This is a genomic window from Megalodesulfovibrio gigas DSM 1382 = ATCC 19364 (genome assembly GCF_000468495.1).
GTDB lineage: Bacteria > Desulfobacterota > Desulfovibrionia > Desulfovibrionales > Desulfovibrionaceae > Megalodesulfovibrio > Megalodesulfovibrio gigas.
Map to the genome: position 1 here is coordinate 794,594 of NC_022444.1, position 15,572 is coordinate 810,165.

Genomic DNA, 15,572 nt, shown 5'->3' on the forward strand with positions numbered 1-15,572 from the left:
CATTTTCTGACCGGTTGCCCCTCCCCTGGCGCTGGACCTGCCGGCCGCCCGATGGTAGGCTTCCCCTGCGCGCCATCCTGGCCGTACCAGCCGCAGCGGGAGTCTCATGCACGCGCACGTCCAAACGCAGTCCATCATCGATCAAATCGGCACCGTTGTTTTCGGCAAGGAGCATCAGACCCGTCTGGCGCTCGCCTGCCTGCTGGCCCAGGGGCATCTGCTCATCGAGGACATGCCCGGCATCGGCAAGACCACCCTGGCCCAGTGCCTGGCGCGGTCCCTGGGGCTGGCGTTCCAGCGGGTGCAGTTCACGTCGGACCTGCTCCCCGGCGATGTCATCGGCGTCTCCATCTACGACCCGGCTGACCGGGCCTTCCACTTCCACCGGGGCCCGCTGTTCACCCAGGTGCTCCTGGCGGACGAAATCAACCGCGCCACTCCCAAGACGCAATCCGCCCTGTTGGAAGCCATGGAGGAACGCCAGGCCAGCGTGGAGGGGATCACCCATCCCCTGCCCGCGCCGTTTTTCGTTATCGCCACACAGAACCCGGTGGAGCAGGCCGGGGTCTATCCCCTGCCGGATTCCCAGCTGGATCGCTTCCTCATGCGCATCCATCTGGGGTATCCGGAGCGCCATTTCGAAAAGGCGCTGCTGCAGTTGGGGGAAACGCGCTCGCGCATTGCCAGTCTCTCGCCCGTGCTGGACGCCACGGCCATCCCGGCCATGCAGCAGGAGGTGGCGGCAGTGTTCGCCTCCGAGGCCCTGGTGGACTACGTGCTGAACATCCTGACGCTCACCAGACGCCACCCCGAGGTGGTCATGGGGCTGTCCCCCCGCGCCGGCCAGGGGCTGGTGCGGGCTGCCCAGGCCTGGGCCTGGCTGCAGAAACGCAACCATGTGCTGCCCGAAGACGTGCAGGCCGTGCTGCCCTGGGTGGTGGGGCACCGGCTCAAGGCCCGGGCCACGTTGCGGGAGTTTCCGCCTGCGGCCCTGGATGAGCTGCTGGCCCACGTTGCGGTGGTCTGATGCCGCACCGCCCCCCGCGTGCCCTGCGCCTGTGGCGACGCCCGCAGCCAAAGCCCGGCCGCGTGACCCTGGGCGCGACCCGCTACGGCCGCTGGTTTGCCGTGGCCCTGCTGGTGATGCTGCTGGGCAGCCTCAACTACAATTTGAACCTCGGCTTCGGCCTGGCCTTCCTCCTCATCGGCATGAGTCTGGCCGCCTGCCTGCAGACACGCCGGGCCCTGCGTGACATCCGCCTCTCGGTCGTGACTGCGCCGGCGGTCTTTGCCGGCGAGGACGCCGTGTTCTCCCTGCAGGCCGTGGCCCCCACCGACCGCCTGGCCATCGCCCTGGGCTTCGGCCTGCCGTCCGGCCTGGATGACGAACTTCCGGCCCAGGATTTGCCGGCCGGCTCGCCCCGGTTGTTCAGCCTCACCATGCACGCCCCCCGCCGCGGCCGCCTGCGGCCCGGACCGGTGCTGCTGCAGACGGCCTGGCCCCTGGGGCTGTTCCGGGCCTGGACCGTGGTGGACCTGAATCTGGAATGCCTGGTCTGGCCTGCGCCCGCGCAGGACACACCTCCCTTTCACGCCGATGACCGCGGCCAGGGGCACAGCCGCAGTGGCGGCCCAGGCATCGATGACTTCCGCGAACTCAGACCCTACGTTCCCGGCGACCCGCCCCAGCGCGTCTCCTGGAAGGCCTCCACTCGCGGGCAGGGGTTGTTCGTCAAGGAATTTGAAGGGATGACCGGAGAAACCCTCCTGCTGGACTTCGCCCGTCTGCAGGGGGATGTGGAATCCAGGCTCTCGGCCTTGTGCGCCATGGTCCGCAAGGCGCACGGGATGGGGCGGTCCTATGCCCTGCTGCTTCCCGGCCGGCGGCTGGATCCGACGTCTGATCCGCACCGCCACAAGCGGCAATGCCTGAACGCCCTGGCCGCCCACCGGGCCGGTGTGTACGGCCCTGGCGCGGAGGATGCCGCATGAATCAGCCGACTCCCCGCATGGAAGCGCTGGTGGCCTTTCTGGCCCTGGGCCTGGCCCCGCATGCCTTGCGGTTGCCGGCCTGGATTGTCGGACTGGTCCTGCTTTCCTGGACATATGCCATCCTCGGGCCGCGCAGCGGCTGGCCCAGGCTGCCGCGGTGGCTGCTGCAGGCCGTCACCTTGCTGGCGGTGGGCATTGCCCTCTTGTTCCCGGCCGGTGCGGCCGGCGAAAACCGCACCCTGGCCGGCGGCGTCGCCGTGCTGGCGGTGGTCATGGGCCTGAAACCGCTGGAGAGCGTGTCCCGGCGCGACTATATCGCCGCCACCATGCTCGGGCTGTTCCTGGTGTTGTCCAACCTGCTGTACACCGAATCCCTGGGCATGGCCGGCTATCTGCTGGCGGCCAGTCTGGGGGCCTGCATGCAATTCATCCATCTGGTGCGGCCCCAGGAACGGCTGCGCCACGTGCTACGCCAGGCAGCCGGCCTGCTGCTGCAGGGCGCGCCGTTCATGCTGGTGCTGTTCTTCCTGTTTCCGCGAATGCCCTCGGGCATATTCGGCCTGCCTGCCAATGCCGTGCCCACCGGCTTTGACGACAACATGACCCCCGGCGCGATCAGTCATCTGGTGACGGACGAAACCTTGGTCTTTCGCGCGGAGTTCGACACAGGCCAACTTCCGCCCGCGGCGCAACGCTACTGGCGCGGCCTGACCCTGTGGCACTTCGACGGCCGCAGCTGGGTGCGAGGTCGGGAAGTGGAGCACATCCGCACCCGGTTGGCGGGGTCGCAGCCCGTGTCCTACTCCATCATCCTGGAACCCATGCACACCCGCTGGCTCTTCGCCCTGGACAAGCCCGCCCGTGCGCCGGAGATGCACCCCCTCTTTGGCGTCATGCACCAGGACCGTACCCTGCGCGCCCGCAAGCCGGTGACGCAGCGGCGGCAGTACCGGGTGGAATCCTTCCTGCAATCGCGCGACCCCGTGACCCAGGAGGACCGCAAAGCCGGCCTGCAACTGCCACCGCGAGGCAATCCCCGCGCCCGCGCCCTGGGCGTGCAGCTGGCCCGGGAGCATCCCAACCCCGCCGCGCGGGTGCAGGCCATGCTGCAGCACTTCCGAGACGACGCCTTCCACTACACCCTGTCGCCCCCGACCCTCGGACCAGATCCCGTCGATGACTTCCTGTTTTCCCAAAAGCGCGGTTTCTGCGAGCATTACGCCTCGGCCATGGCCTTCACCATGCGCGCCGCCGGCGTGCCCGCGCGGGTAACGCTGGGCTACCTGGGCGGACTGGTCAACCCCGTGGGCGGGCATGTGGAGGTCCGGCAGGCCGAGGCCCACGCCTGGACCGAGGTGGCTCTGCCCGAGCTCGGCTGGGTGCGGGTGGACCCCACCGCCGCCGTGGCCCCGGAACGGGTGCATGCTGGCCTGGAGGCGGCCCTGGGTGCCGAGGATCTGCAACGCTATTTCCATCACAACACCTCCATCTTCGGCAACTGGCCCTTGCTGCGTCACAGCCTGGCCACCATCTCCTACAAATGGTACAGTCTGGTGCTCAGTTACGGCTCGGCCCGCCAGGGGCAGCTGCTGAGGCAGTTGGGGCTGGATTTGAAAAGCCTGCGCGGCTGGCTGGGGCTCGCCGCCCTGCTGGCGGTGCTGCTGGGTGCCGCCGTGCTGCTGGTGCTCTTCTGGCAACGCCGGCTGCAGCAGACAGTGGCTGCGCGGGAAGATGCCGCCGCCACGCAGTACCGGACATTCTGCCGCCGGCTGGCCGCGGCCGGCCTGCCCCGCCCGCCGACTATGGGACCGCAGGCCTACGGCCGACACATCGCCGCCGCGCGACCGGATCTGATGGCCGAGGCCCAGGCTATCCTCGCCTGTTACACGGCCCTGCGCTATGAACGTCTGTCCGATGTCCAACGCGAGCCCCTGCTGCAGGAACTCGCCGCCCTGGTGCGTCGCTTCAGGCCGCGGCCGGCGCGGGCACCCCGGCACGCTGCCGCAGGCGGTCCAGAAACCGGTGCGGATCCTGCGGACTGATCATCAGCGTGTGCCCCAGGCTGGTGGGAAGAATCACCAGCGCCTCCCCCCTGGTCAGGTACAGCATGGCCTTGTTCCCGTTGCGCAGACGATGCCAGCCGCCCCTGAGGCTCCCCAGGGCAGTGCCCGCGGTGCGCAAGGTGGGCTTGAATTGCGGATGCGCCGTGAAATCCGTCACCAGCGCCTCGGACAACTCCAGGGCGGCATACGGATAGACCCGGCTGAAGGGAAAGCAGCGCACGTGCAGGCCATCGTCTTCCAGCCGGAATTCCGCGTGGCGCAGACTGCGCACCGTGGTCCAGGCAAAGCCCATTGCGCCCACAAAAAACAAGGTCATCACCAGGCAGAAACCACCAAAGGCCACGGCACCCCAGCCGGTTTTTTCCAGTATCGGAGCGATGGGAAAGATGTCTGGCGTCATTGTCTCTCCTTGGTAAAACTCTGGGCAGGATTTCCCGTGCCCCATTGGCAAGGCCGAATGGGGTGGTGTATGCTGCCGGAGCATGCACCAACCGCGCACCGAATGCAAAAGGATGTCCAATGTCTCCCATGACCAGCCCCCTCCCTGCCCGTGACCGACGGCGCACGTCCCCGCGCACCGTCTGGAATCTGGTCGCTCTGGTCGGCCCCGCCGCTCTGATTGCCCTGATTGCCCTGGCCGGCCTGCTCATCCCCGCCGGCCTCGCCACCGCGGCGCCATGTGCCGACCTGTTCCAGCAAGGCGCCTCCCTGCGCTGGGAACGGACGGCCTCTGGCGGCGTGATCGCCCGGGGCGGCCTTGCCGTCACTGCGCTCGGCCAGGACGGGCAGGTGTCCGCGCAACGCTTCACCGAAGGCGGCAATACGCCGGCCCCCATGCGCGGCTCCCTCCAGGGCGATCAACTCTTGCTCATCGACGACGCCACCGAGGAGCAATGGACCGGCCTGTGCACCGAAGGCGGCGTGGAAGGACGCGCCGGACTGGATGCCGTCAGCATGCGCAAGGTGGGTGGCAGCGCCTCCGCGGCAGCGCCACTGCCGTTGCAGTCCATGACCCAGCCGCCAGCAACGCAACAGACGCCGCCCACCGTCGGCCCAGGCAACACTGAGGGCAGGGAGGGCAAGGGAAGCATTACGGGAACCGTGAAGGGCGGCGCTGGCGGCGTGTTCACGGACGCCGCCACCGGCCTGCGCGTGACGGCTCCGGCCGGGACCACCCTCACCTCCATGGCCGATGCGGGCAAGGCCTCCGGCCTGACCATCGCCGTGGACGTGCTGCCCCTGGACCGGACGGCCAAGGGGCGCTCCGGCCTGACCACCGCCCAGGCCAAGGCAGAGATGCAGGTGCTGACCGGCAAGGAATTTGGCGAAGCACCGGGGCAGGCCGTGCATGGCTCGGAAGAACTGCTCATCCTGCCTGGGGGCACGTATGCCAAGGCCTATGCCATCTTTTCCCGGGGTGAGGCCTGCGATATCCGCTTTGAACGCGAGGTGCGGTTCTACACCCAGAATCGTCAGGTGAGCATCGTGGTCGCTGCCAATGCCCAGGAGATGGCGACCGCCGCACCGCAGTTCTTCGCCGTCCGGCCCCAGTGCGGGCAGGGGCTGGTGTGGAAGAACCACCAGGACGCGCAGGCACAGCAGGAGTTCTTTGCCCAGGCGCGAGACGGCAAGCTCCCCGGTGCGCCCAAGGCCTGGGCCGACGCCTTTGAAGCCATGCTGCCGGGTATCGCCATGCTGGCAGAGGCCACAGCCGTACCGCAGCAACAACCGCAGCAGCAACAACCGCAGCAGCAACAGCAACCATCGCAGCAAAAACCGCAAACACAAAAACCCCAGACACCGCAACCGCCGCAGCAACAACCGCCCACATCGCAACAGCAACCGCAATCGCCGCAGCCACCGCAGTACCCGCAACCGCCGCAGGTGCCGGCCCCGCCGTCCGCGCCGGGTGGTCCGCAGCAGCAGCCGCCCCTGCCCCGTCGCCCCCCGGGCATGCCTCCCAGCACGGTGCCCGGTGCACCGCAGGGAATGCCCGGCGCGCAGGCTCCAGGCACGATGCCCATGCCCGTTCCCCCGGGGCACGGTGGCTCGTTCTTGAGCGCAGACCAAAACCGCTGCCGCATGATCCCGGCGGATCCGTTGGCTCGCGGCTTCCAGGGCAAGGTCATGGTGCCCGAGCAAACCTTCAGCCTGGAACTGCCCTGGTACGGCCCGGCGTGTTTCGTGACCCTGGCCGAACCCGGAGCTACCGCCACAGGGCCGCATCTGTATGCCCTGCTGTACAGCGGGCAGACCCTGGCCCGGCTGCAGCCCTCGCCGGGCATGCCGCTGACCAGGGCCCTGGCTTTCGAGGACTTCAATGCCGACGGCTATCCGGAGATCATCGCCATCATCGACAACCTCGCCGCCAGGGGCGCACGCTACCGGGACAACAAGGTGTTCTGGAGCATGGCCCAGCCCAATGGTGGCGTGCGCTGGATCGAACAACCGGAGGTGACGGCCCGCATCGCCGAGCTGCCTAATGCGCAGGCCGTGCGCCAGGTGCTGCGCCGAGGGCAATAGGGCATGCGATCTGTGCGCAGCGTTCTCGGGGGAAGCACCTTTCTGAGGAAAGGTGCTTCCCCTCGCACCGATCGTTTCAACACCACTGTGCTCTAGGGCAAATCTCCGTTCTGCTGGCCGCGGCGCACAGACGCCGTTCACGGAGCGGGTACGAGAGCATGGACATTTCCCTTGTTCTGCCGGTAAGACAAGGTCATGTCTGATCGCCCGCCCGCTCCGCCTGTTCTGGAATCCCGCCGCGAGGGGGATGTCGTGCGTCTTGTGTTCGCCGGGGAGTGGACTATTGCCCAACGTATCCCTGCCGCGGATCTGTGGAAGACGCCCCTGGCGGCAGGCCCGGCACGTCTGGTCTTCGACACCGCCGGCCTGCAGACCTGGGACAGCCGTTTTCTGGTGGTTTGCCGCAACATTCTGGACGAGGCCGCCCGCCGCGCCATTGCCGCGGAGACCGCCGGCCTGCCGCCGGGCGTGGTCCGGTTGCTGGCCCTGGCCGCCTCGGTGCCCGAACGCACCGATGCCGCCCGCGGTGCCTCCAGCGATGGCCCCCTGGCCCGCCTGGGCGCCCTGGCGATGGACATATGGGAAAAGGCCAAGGATTATGTGACCTTTGTCGGCGAAACCACCGTGGCCGTCTGGAGACTGTGCACGGGTCGGGCGGTGCTGCGACGGGCGGATGTCTGGAACCAGATCCGCATGAGCGGGGCCGAGGCCCTGCCCATCGTCTCCCTCATCAGCGTGCTGGTGGGGCTCATCCTGGCCTATGTGGGCGCGGTGCAGCTGCGCATGTTCGGGGCGCAGGTGTATGTGGCCAGTCTGGTGGGCATCGCCATGGCCCGGGTCATGGGCGCGGTGATGACCGGCGTGATCATGGCCGGCCGCACCGGCGCCAGCTTTGCCGCGGAACTGGGTTCCATGCAGGTGAACGAGGAGATCGACGCCCTGACCACCCTGGGCATTTCTCCCATGGAATTCCTGGTGCTGCCCCGGCTGGCAGCCCTGACCATCATGATGCCCTTGCTGTGCCTGTATGCAGACTTCATGGGCATGCTGGGCGGATTCATCGTGGGCGTGTTCATGCTGGACATCGCCCCCGGCGAATACATCACCTTCACCCGCAATGCCGTGGATCTGACTGCCATCTGGATCGGCCTGTTCCACAGCGTCGTGTTCGGCGTGCTGGTGGCCATGGCAAGCTGCTTCCAGGGCATGCGCTGCGGCAGAAGCGCCTCGGCGGTGGGCACAGCCACCACTGCCGCCGTGGTCACAAGCATTGTCGCCCTCGTTGTGGCCACGGCCATCATCACCGTATCGTGCGATATTCTGGGGATTTGATGAACGCCGCGCCCGCCGATCCGCACATTGCCGTACGCAACCTGACCCTGGCCTACGGGGATTTCGTGCTCATGCGCGACCTGACCTTCGACATCCAGCAGGGCGACATTTTCATCATCATGGGCGGCAGCGGCTGCGGCAAGAGCACGCTGCTCAAAGTGCTGATGGGACTCAAACACCCGACCACGGGTACGGTGTATTACCACGGGGAAAGCCTGTGGGATGCGCCCGAAGCCCGGCGGGAAGCCATGCTGCGGCGCACGGGCATCCTGTATCAGAGCGGGGCCCTCTGGAGTTCCATGACCCTGGCCCAGAACGTGGCGTTGCCCCTGGAGCAGTACACGCCGCTCACGCCGGCGGAAATCCGCGAGCTGGTGTCCTTCAAGCTCTCTCTGGTGGGTCTGGCCGGCTTTGAGGATTTCTACCCCTCCGAAATCAGCGGCGGCATGCGCAAGCGGGCCGGCCTGGCCCGGGCCATGGCGCTGGACCCGGAAATCCTGTATTTCGATGAACCGTCGGCAGGGCTTGATCCCGTCAGCGCGTACCTGCTGGACGAGCTGATCCTGGAGCTGCGCGAAAGCCTGGGCAGCACCATCGTCATCGTCACCCACGAGCTGGCGAGCATCTTCGCCATCGGCACCAATTCCATCTATCTGGACGTGGAGACGCGAACCATGACCGCGCACGGCAACCCCACCGACCTATTGCGCACCACCACGGACCCGACCCTGCGGCGGTTCCTCACCCGGGGCCAGGAAAACGGCTCCGCGGCCCGGGAGGCCACATCATGAGCGGCAAGGCCGGAAAAACACTCATCGGCGTGTTCGTGCTGAGCGCCCTGGCCTTGCTGGTGGCGTCCATCCTGCTGTTCGGCTCGGGCAAGCTCTTCAGCAAAACACGGAACTATATCATGTACTTCGATCGCTCCGTGGCCGGCCTGTCCGTGGGCTCGGCAGTGACGTTCCGCGGGGTCAAAATCGGCAGCGTCAAGGACATCCGTCTGGAATTGGACCCCTCCACCCTGGACTTCAGCATTCCGGTGCTGGTGGAGATCATGCCGGAGCAGATCGGCATCAAACAACTGGCCACCGACAACATCCCGGACATGCAATACGATGAAGCCCTGAGCCGGCTCATCGACAAGGGCCTGCGCGCCGTGCTGCAGCAGCAGAGCTTCGTCACCGGCCAGTTGACCATCACCCTGGATTACCAGCCGGAAAAACCGGCGATATTCCGCGGCGACGGCGCGGTGGCAGAGATTCCCACCGTGCCCTCCACCATTGAGGAAATCGCCAACACCCTGGAAAAACTCCCCCTGAACGAGCTGGTGCACCACGTGACCGGCGCGGTGAAGGGCATTCAGGAATTCTTCCAGTCCCCGCGCCTGAAGGAACTGCCCACCGACGCCGCAGACATGCTGGAGGAAGCCAGGAGTCTGATGCAGGATCTGCGCGCCGTGGTGGGGCCCGTCTCCGATCAGGTCAACGCCACACTGAAAAGCTATGACGACCTGGCCCGCCGCATGGACGGGCATGTGGATCCCCTGGCCGGCTCCATGACCCAGACCATGGACGCCTACCGCCAGTTGGCGGCCGAGGCCAGCAAGAGCCTCCGGCCCCTGGAAGGCGCGCTCACCCAGGCCCATGACTCCCTGGCCCAGATGGAGCAGGTCATTGATCCACGCTCCCCCACCATGGGCGATCTGCGCCGGGCCCTGCAGGACATGGCGGCCATGGCCAAATCCGTCAAACAGTTGGCCGATTACCTGGAACGCAACCCCGAAGCCCTGCTGCGAGGCAAACGATGACCGGACGCACTGGCGCACACCGCACCGCGCGGTGGCTGTGGATCTGCTGCCTGGCCCTGCTGGCCGCAGGCTGCATGGGCAGGAGCGAGCCGGCACGATTCTATATCCTGCAGCCCGCCGCCCTCCTCCCGGAAGACGTGGCGGCCCAGCCGCCCCCGGCCGAGGCCGGCTGCTTCGTGCTGGGCGTGGGGCCGGTGGTGCTGCCCGGATTCGTGGACCGCGATCAGATGGTGGCCCGCCAGGGCGACCACACCCTGACCGTGGCGGAATTCGACCGCTGGGCCGAGCCCCTGGACAAGGCCTTCGCCCGCACCCTGGCGACCAATCTGGAGCAACTGGTCTGCGCCCGGCCGGCGGTCTCGTACCCGTTTCCGCAAGGGATGCAGCTGGATCGGCAGGTGAGCCTGCAGCTTTCCCGGCACGATTGCATGCCCGGCCGTGATTGCGTGCTGGAGGCCTCCTGGGTGGTGCTGGATTCCCGGGGGGATGCCCTGGCCACAGGCGCCGCCCGGCTGCAACAGCCATTGGCCGGGCAATCCTACGCGGCCATGGCCGCCGGCCTCAGCCAGCTGAACGCCGCCCTGGCCGTGGACGTGGCCGCCAGCCTGCGACAGGCAGCGCGGACACGGCGATAAGGCAAGCGCGTTATAGAAAAAAATTCTGTGCGAGAGGGGAAACCTTTTGCAAAAGGTTCTCCCCTCTCGCAATNTGGGGAGGGGGGGTCTGGGGGGAACCCCCTTTCTACAGAAAGGGGTTCCCCCCAGGAACTCTTCGCAAGGACATTTTGCCTTAGCTGGCGTCCGCCCCTTCCAGGGCCACGGCCGCGCCGGCGGTCATCAGGCAGCCGCCGCCCAGGCGGTGGAACAACCGCACGGCCCCGGGCCTGCGGAAGAACCGGGTGCAGCGCCCGGCCAGGGTGGCATACGTCAGGGCATTCACCGTGGCCAGGCTCACGAACACGCTGCCCAGCACCAGGGCCTGTGGGGCCAGCGGGGCGGCGGGGTTCAGGAATTGCGGCAGAAAGGCCACGAAAAAGGTGATGGACTTGGGATTGAGCGCCGTCACCAGAAAGGCCCGGCCGGTGATGCGTCGGGCGCAGGCATGGCTGGAGGTGTCCGCAGCAGCGGTCAGATGGGCGCCGGCGGCATCGCCGGGCGCATCCCGCCACATCCGCCAGCCCAGGTAGATGCAGTACGCCGCCCCGCAGTATTTCACCACGATGAACAACGCCGCAGAAGACGCCAGCACCGCGCCCAGGCCAGCCAGGGACAGGGAGATGGCCAGCGCATCCCCCAGGGCCACACCCAGGGCCAGGGGCACAGCGGCGCGCGGCCCTTCCCGCAGGGAGACGCCCACCACCAGCAGCACGGTGGGGCCCGGAATGGCCAGCACAACAAGGCAGGTAAGCACGTAGGAGAGCAGCACGGCAGTGGTCATGGTCGCCTCACGAAAAAACGGAAACAGTGATGCGGGCAATGTGCTGCCCAGTACGCCGGAGCGGACTGATTGTCCATATCCCCAGGGCCTTCCGCCATGTCCGGGAATGGGATATGGTCCTGCCAGACAACCAAAGCGAGGCGTCATGAAATATCACAACCGCATACCACTGCTTGCTGTCCTGGCGGTGGCGCTGCTGGCCTGGAGCTGCTCCGGCGAGCCGCGGGCCATCCATCAGACATCCACCCTGGACGCCCTCAAGGCCGGCGCGTTCGCAGGCGTCGTCACCGTGGAGACCCTGGAGCGCCAGGGCACCCTGGGACTGGGCACCCTGGACGGGCTGGATGGCGAGCTGGTGCAGGTGGACGGCGTGGCCTATCATGTGGGCATGGACGGCGTGGCCCGGGCCGCGCGGCCCGAGGCGACCATCCCCTTCGCCACCTCGGTCCGGTTTGCGCCGGACGCCTCCCGTCGGGCGCAGTTCATGCCCCTGGCGGATCTGTGCCGGCTGCTGGACGAGCTGGCCCCGGACCGCCAGCAGTTCGCCGCGGTCCGCGTGCGCGGCCGGTTTTCCAGCCTGGAGGCCCGCAGCGTGCCCCGGCAGTCCCCCCCGTATCCCACGCTGGCCGAGGTGCTGCCCCGGCAGGCCGTCTTCCACCTGGAACAGGTGGTGGGGGACATGGTGGGATTCCGTTTCCCGGACCATGCCGCCAGCTACGGCGTGGCCGGCTGGCATCTGCATTTTCTCAGCACAGACCGCACCCGCGGCGGGCATGTGTTGGATGCCGTCCTGCAAGATGGCATCGCCCGGGTGATGACCGTGGCGCGTCTGGAATTGTATCTCCCGCCCGGACTGCCACAGACAGCCGGTGCAGGTGCCGGCAGCACAGGAGGACATCCATGAACATCCATCCGGACATGCTCTCCCTGGTGGGCGGCACGCCCCTGGTGCGCCTGAACCGGCTTGCGGCCGGGCTGGACGCCACCGTGCTGGCCAAGCTGGAGAACCGCAACCCGTGCTTCTCGGTCAAGGATCGCATCGGCGTACACATGCTGCGCGAGGCCGAGCGGCAGGGGCTGGTGGGTCCCGGGTCCACCATCATCGAACCCACCAGCGGCAATACCGGCATCGGCCTGGCGTTCATGTGCGCCGTGCGGGGGTATTCCCTGGTGCTGACCATGCCGGAATCCATGAGCCGGGAGCGGCGCGATCTGCTGCGGGGCTTCGGCGCGCGGCTGGTGCTCACCCCGGCGGCCCAGGGCATGACCGGCGCCGTGGCCGAGGCTGAACGGATCCTGGCGGCCACGCCCGGGGCCTTCATGCCGCAGCAGTTCAAGAATCCCAACAATCCCGCCGCACACGAGGCCGCCACCGGTGTGGAGATCTGGAACGACACCGATGGCGGCGTGGATGTCTTCGTGGCCGGCGTGGGCACGGGCGGCACCATCACCGGCGTGGGCCGGGCGCTGCGGGCCCGCAAGCCCGGGGTACGGCTGGTGGCCGTGGAGCCTGCGGATTCGCCGGTGCTGTCCGGCGGCGCGCCCGGGCCGCACGGCATCCAGGGCATCGGCGCGGGGTTCGTGCCCGAGGTGCTGGACCGCAGCCTGCTGGACGAGATCATGCCCGTGGCCACGCAAGACGCCCTGGCCACGGCCCGGCGGCTGCTGCGGGAAGAGGGCATCCTGTGCGGCATCTCCTCCGGGGCCAACGTCTTTGCCGCCCTGCACCTCGCCCGCCGGCCGGAACTCGCCGGCGCGTGCATCGTGTGCATCATCTGCGACACCGGCGAGCGCTATCTGAGTTCCCCGCTGTTCCAATCCCCAGCCGACGAGGAGCCCCGGGCATGAGCCGGCTGCTGACCCTGGACGAGATCACCGAACAGCTGTGCCGGGCCGAGTCCTACGAGGACGTATTCCACCATTCCCTGCACAACCAGCCCATGCCCTCGGTGGAGGTGCTGCGGGAGGTGGTGGCCCGGCTGCAGGCCATTCTGTTTCCAGGATATTTTGGGGATTCGGAAATCGCGCCCGAGACCATGCGCTTTCACGTGGGCGCGGGGCTGGATGTGGTGGCCCGGCTGCTGACGGAGCAGATCCGCCGCGGCCGCTGCTTCTTCTGCCGGCACAACGATGTTCCCCATGAGGAACCGGACTGCGACGCCTGCGAGGACGCCGCCCGACGCACGACCGGCCTGTTCCTGTCCTCCCTGCCGGAGATCCGCCGCCTGCTGGCCGTGGACGTACGGGCTGCCTATGTGGGCGACCCCGCCGCACGGCATCCCGGAGAGACGATCTTCTGTTATCCCAGCATCCTGGCCCTCACGCATCATCGTATTGCCCATGCCCTGCACCAGCAGGACGTGGAGCTTATCCCGCGCATCATCGCGGAGATGGCCCACTCCAAGACCGGCATCGACATCCACCCCGGCGCGCAGATCGGCGAGGGGTTGTTCATCGACCACGGCACCGGCGTGGTGGTGGGGGAGACGTGCATCATCGGCGCCAACGTGCGCATCTACCAGGGCGTGACCCTGGGGGCCAAGAGCTTCCCCAAGGACGCAAACGGCGCGCTCATCAAGGGCATTGCCCGGCATCCCATCGTGGAGGACGAGGTGGTGATCTACGCCGGAGCCACCCTGCTGGGACGCATCACCATCGGCAAGGGCTCGGTGGTGGGCGGCAACGTCTGGCTCACGGAAGATCTGCCCCCCGGCTCCCATGTGGTCCAACAACGCGCCGGGGAGACGAGTTCGCGGATTTTGTTGGGCAATGGCAGGGCATGAATGCGCCGCGCACGACCTTCCTTCTTGCATCGCGCCCCGGTTTTCGTCACAATTGACTAATGGGTGTTGCACTGACTCTTCCTGCGCCGCCAGTGGCCGAGGGCGTGGCCCGCACGCTGGGCGTTTTCGTGCCCGACTTTCCCGTGCCCGATTTTCCAGTGCCTGATGACGCGCGCTGTCTGGCCCTCTGGGATGCCTACGCCGTGCCCGAGCACATCCGCGAGCATTCCCTGCTGGTGGCGCGCATCGCCACGGCCGTGGCCCAGGCCGCCTGCGAGGCCGGGTTCCCCGTGCCCGTGCAGGAGGTCCGCGCCAGCGCCCTGCTGCACGATCTGGCCAAGGCCTACACCATCCGCCACACCGGGTCCCACGCCCAGCTGGGCGCGGCCTGGGTGCTGGCCGAGACGGGCAATCCGCGCATCGCCCAGGGCGTGGCGCATCACGTCTGGTGGCCCTGGCCCGTGGACGTGCGCCGCCATTTTCTGCCCATGGCCGTGATCTACGGCGACAAACGCGTGGCCCACGACCGCATCGTCACCCTGGACGAGCGTTATCACGATCTCATGGACCGCTACGGCACGAGTCCCAAAAACATTGCCGGCATCGAACGGACCCAGACCCAGGTCCTGGAAATCTCCCGGGCCTTCACCCAATTGCTAGGATGCGATCCCGATGCGTGTGCTTTTGATAGCGGGCGGCTGGTCCAGCGAGCGTGACGTCTCCCTATCCGGGGGGCGGATCATCCACGCGGCCCTGGAACGCCTGGGCCACGAGGTGCGGCACTACGATCCCGTGCACGACCTGCACGGCCTCATCCCCCTGGCCCGGGAGGCGGATTTCGCCTTTCTGAACCTGCACGGCTCCCCCGGCGAAGACGGGCTGATCCAGGCCCTGCTGGACCGCGTGGGCTGCCCGTACCAGGGGTCCGGCCCGGCGGCATCCTTTCTGGCGCTCAACAAGGCCGCGGCCAAGGAACTGTTGGCCGAAGCCGGCGTGCCCACGCCCAACTGGGTCTTTCTGCCGCAGGATCCCGGGCCGCACATGGCGGACTGGCGCTGGCCGCATGCCTTCCCCGTGTTCGTCAAACCCAACACCGGTGGCTCTTCCCTGGGCATGGGCCGGGCCGCGGACGCCGTGACCCTGCGCACCCTGCTGGAAGGCCTGTGGGCCGCAGGGGCCGAGGCCCTGGTGGAAGAAGCCTGCCCCGGCGTGGAACTGACATGCGGCGTGCTGGGCAATACGGGAGAGGAAGCGGCCCTGCCGGTGATCCTTATCAAGCCCAACCGCGGCGAATTTTTCGACTATGCCAGCAAGTACGAGCAGGGCGGCGCCGACGAGCTGTGCCCCGCACCCATCCCGGACGCCGTGCGCGATCGCGTCCAGGCCCTGGCCCTGACCGCCCATCGCCTCCTGGGCTGCGAGGGCTACAGCCGCGCGGATTTCATCTGGGACGGGGCAGACGGCGTGACGCTGCTGGAGGTCAACACCCTGCCGGGCATGACCGCCACCAGCCTGGTGCCCCGAGCCGCCAGGGCCGCCGGCCTGGAGTTCGAGGCCCTCATTGCCCGGCTGCTTGTACTCGGCCAGGCCAGAGCCCGGCGCATGGATGAGCAAAAGGTGCAATCTTGTTAAGAA

The 15,572-nt window shown here is 67.7% G+C and carries 15 protein-coding genes; 13 read left to right on the forward strand and 2 right to left on the reverse strand.

Going from position 1 to position 15,572, the window contains the following annotated elements; all coding sequences use genetic code 11:
* The first annotated feature begins 106 nt into the window (after window positions 1-106).
* From DGI_RS03485 to DGI_RS03495, 3 genes are read left to right on the forward strand one after another with little or no spacing between them, the layout of a single operon-like run.
* On the forward strand, window positions 107-1,027 hold the full coding sequence (locus DGI_RS03485; protein ID WP_021759311.1) for an AAA family ATPase: 921 nt from the start codon (window positions 107-109) through the stop codon (window positions 1,025-1,027).
* Window positions 1,027-1,992, forward strand: a complete 966-nt coding sequence (locus tag DGI_RS18260) for a DUF58 domain-containing protein (protein WP_021759313.1) — start codon at window positions 1,027-1,029, stop codon at window positions 1,990-1,992. The genes DGI_RS03485 and DGI_RS18260 overlap by 1 nt, the downstream gene beginning before the upstream one ends.
* Window positions 1,989-4,034 (forward strand): transglutaminase TgpA family protein, encoded by a 2,046-nt coding sequence (locus DGI_RS03495; RefSeq protein ID WP_051286119.1) that lies wholly within the window; start codon window positions 1,989-1,991, stop codon window positions 4,032-4,034. Before DGI_RS18260 ends, DGI_RS03495 begins: the two co-directional genes overlap by 4 nt.
* Here the strand turns inward: DGI_RS03495 and DGI_RS03500 are convergent.
* A complete protein-coding gene (locus DGI_RS03500; protein ID WP_021759316.1) occupies window positions 3,958-4,455 on the reverse strand; it encodes a PH domain-containing protein in 498 nt (165 codons plus the stop codon). The genes DGI_RS03495 and DGI_RS03500 overlap by 77 nt on opposite strands.
* A gap of 128 nt (window positions 4,456-4,583) precedes the next feature.
* Here DGI_RS03500 and DGI_RS03505 point away from each other — a divergent pair, with 128 nt between their 5' ends.
* From DGI_RS03505 to DGI_RS03525, 5 genes are all read left to right on the forward strand, one after another.
* Entirely contained in the window at window positions 4,584-6,578 is a 1,995-nt protein-coding gene (locus DGI_RS03505) for a hypothetical protein (protein ID WP_144284104.1), read from the forward strand.
* 195 nt (window positions 6,579-6,773) lie between these two features.
* Complete coding sequence (locus DGI_RS03510) at window positions 6,774-7,910, forward strand: MlaE family ABC transporter permease (protein ID WP_021759318.1); 1,137 nt, start codon at window positions 6,774-6,776, stop codon at window positions 7,908-7,910.
* Entirely contained in the window at window positions 7,910-8,701 is a 792-nt protein-coding gene (locus tag DGI_RS03515) for an ABC transporter ATP-binding protein (RefSeq protein ID WP_021759319.1), read from the forward strand. The genes DGI_RS03510 and DGI_RS03515 overlap by 1 nt, the downstream gene beginning before the upstream one ends.
* Window positions 8,698-9,717, forward strand: a complete 1,020-nt coding sequence (locus DGI_RS03520; protein ID WP_021759320.1) for an MlaD family protein — start codon at window positions 8,698-8,700, stop codon at window positions 9,715-9,717. The genes DGI_RS03515 and DGI_RS03520 overlap by 4 nt, the downstream gene beginning before the upstream one ends.
* On the forward strand, window positions 9,714-10,352 hold the full coding sequence (locus DGI_RS03525; RefSeq protein WP_021759321.1) for a PqiC family protein: 639 nt from the start codon (window positions 9,714-9,716) through the stop codon (window positions 10,350-10,352). The genes DGI_RS03520 and DGI_RS03525 overlap by 4 nt, the downstream gene beginning before the upstream one ends.
* A gap of 154 nt (window positions 10,353-10,506) precedes the next feature.
* Here DGI_RS03525 and DGI_RS03530 read toward each other — a convergent pair whose 3' ends face one another.
* Window positions 10,507-11,154 carry a LysE family translocator gene (locus DGI_RS03530; protein WP_021759322.1) on the reverse strand — a complete coding sequence of 216 codons (648 nt, stop codon included), beginning with the start codon at window positions 11,152-11,154 and terminating at the stop codon, window positions 10,507-10,509.
* A gap of 145 nt (window positions 11,155-11,299) precedes the next feature.
* Here DGI_RS03530 and budA point away from each other — a divergent pair, with 145 nt between their 5' ends.
* The 5 genes from budA to DGI_RS03555 are packed head-to-tail and all read left to right on the forward strand — an operon-like array spanning window position 11,300 to window position 15,569.
* Window positions 11,300-12,058, forward strand: a complete 759-nt coding sequence (budA, locus tag DGI_RS03535) for an acetolactate decarboxylase (protein ID WP_021759323.1) — start codon at window positions 11,300-11,302, stop codon at window positions 12,056-12,058.
* On the forward strand, window positions 12,055-13,002 hold the full coding sequence (gene cysK, locus DGI_RS03540; RefSeq protein ID WP_021759324.1) for a cysteine synthase A: 948 nt from the start codon (window positions 12,055-12,057) through the stop codon (window positions 13,000-13,002). Before budA ends, cysK begins: the two co-directional genes overlap by 4 nt.
* Window positions 12,999-13,937 carry a serine O-acetyltransferase EpsC gene (epsC, locus tag DGI_RS03545; RefSeq protein WP_021759325.1) on the forward strand — a complete coding sequence of 313 codons (939 nt, stop codon included), beginning with the start codon at window positions 12,999-13,001 and terminating at the stop codon, window positions 13,935-13,937. Before cysK ends, epsC begins: the two co-directional genes overlap by 4 nt.
* 59 nt (window positions 13,938-13,996) lie before the next feature.
* Window positions 13,997-14,653: an HDIG domain-containing metalloprotein gene (locus DGI_RS03550; protein ID WP_021759326.1), complete on the forward strand. Its 657-nt coding sequence runs from the start codon at window positions 13,997-13,999 to the stop codon at window positions 14,651-14,653.
* Window positions 14,610-15,569, forward strand: coding sequence for a D-alanine--D-alanine ligase family protein (locus tag DGI_RS03555; protein WP_021759327.1), 960 nt, complete (start codon window positions 14,610-14,612; stop codon window positions 15,567-15,569). Before DGI_RS03550 ends, DGI_RS03555 begins: the two co-directional genes overlap by 44 nt.
* The last annotated feature ends 3 nt before the right edge of the window (window positions 15,570-15,572 follow it).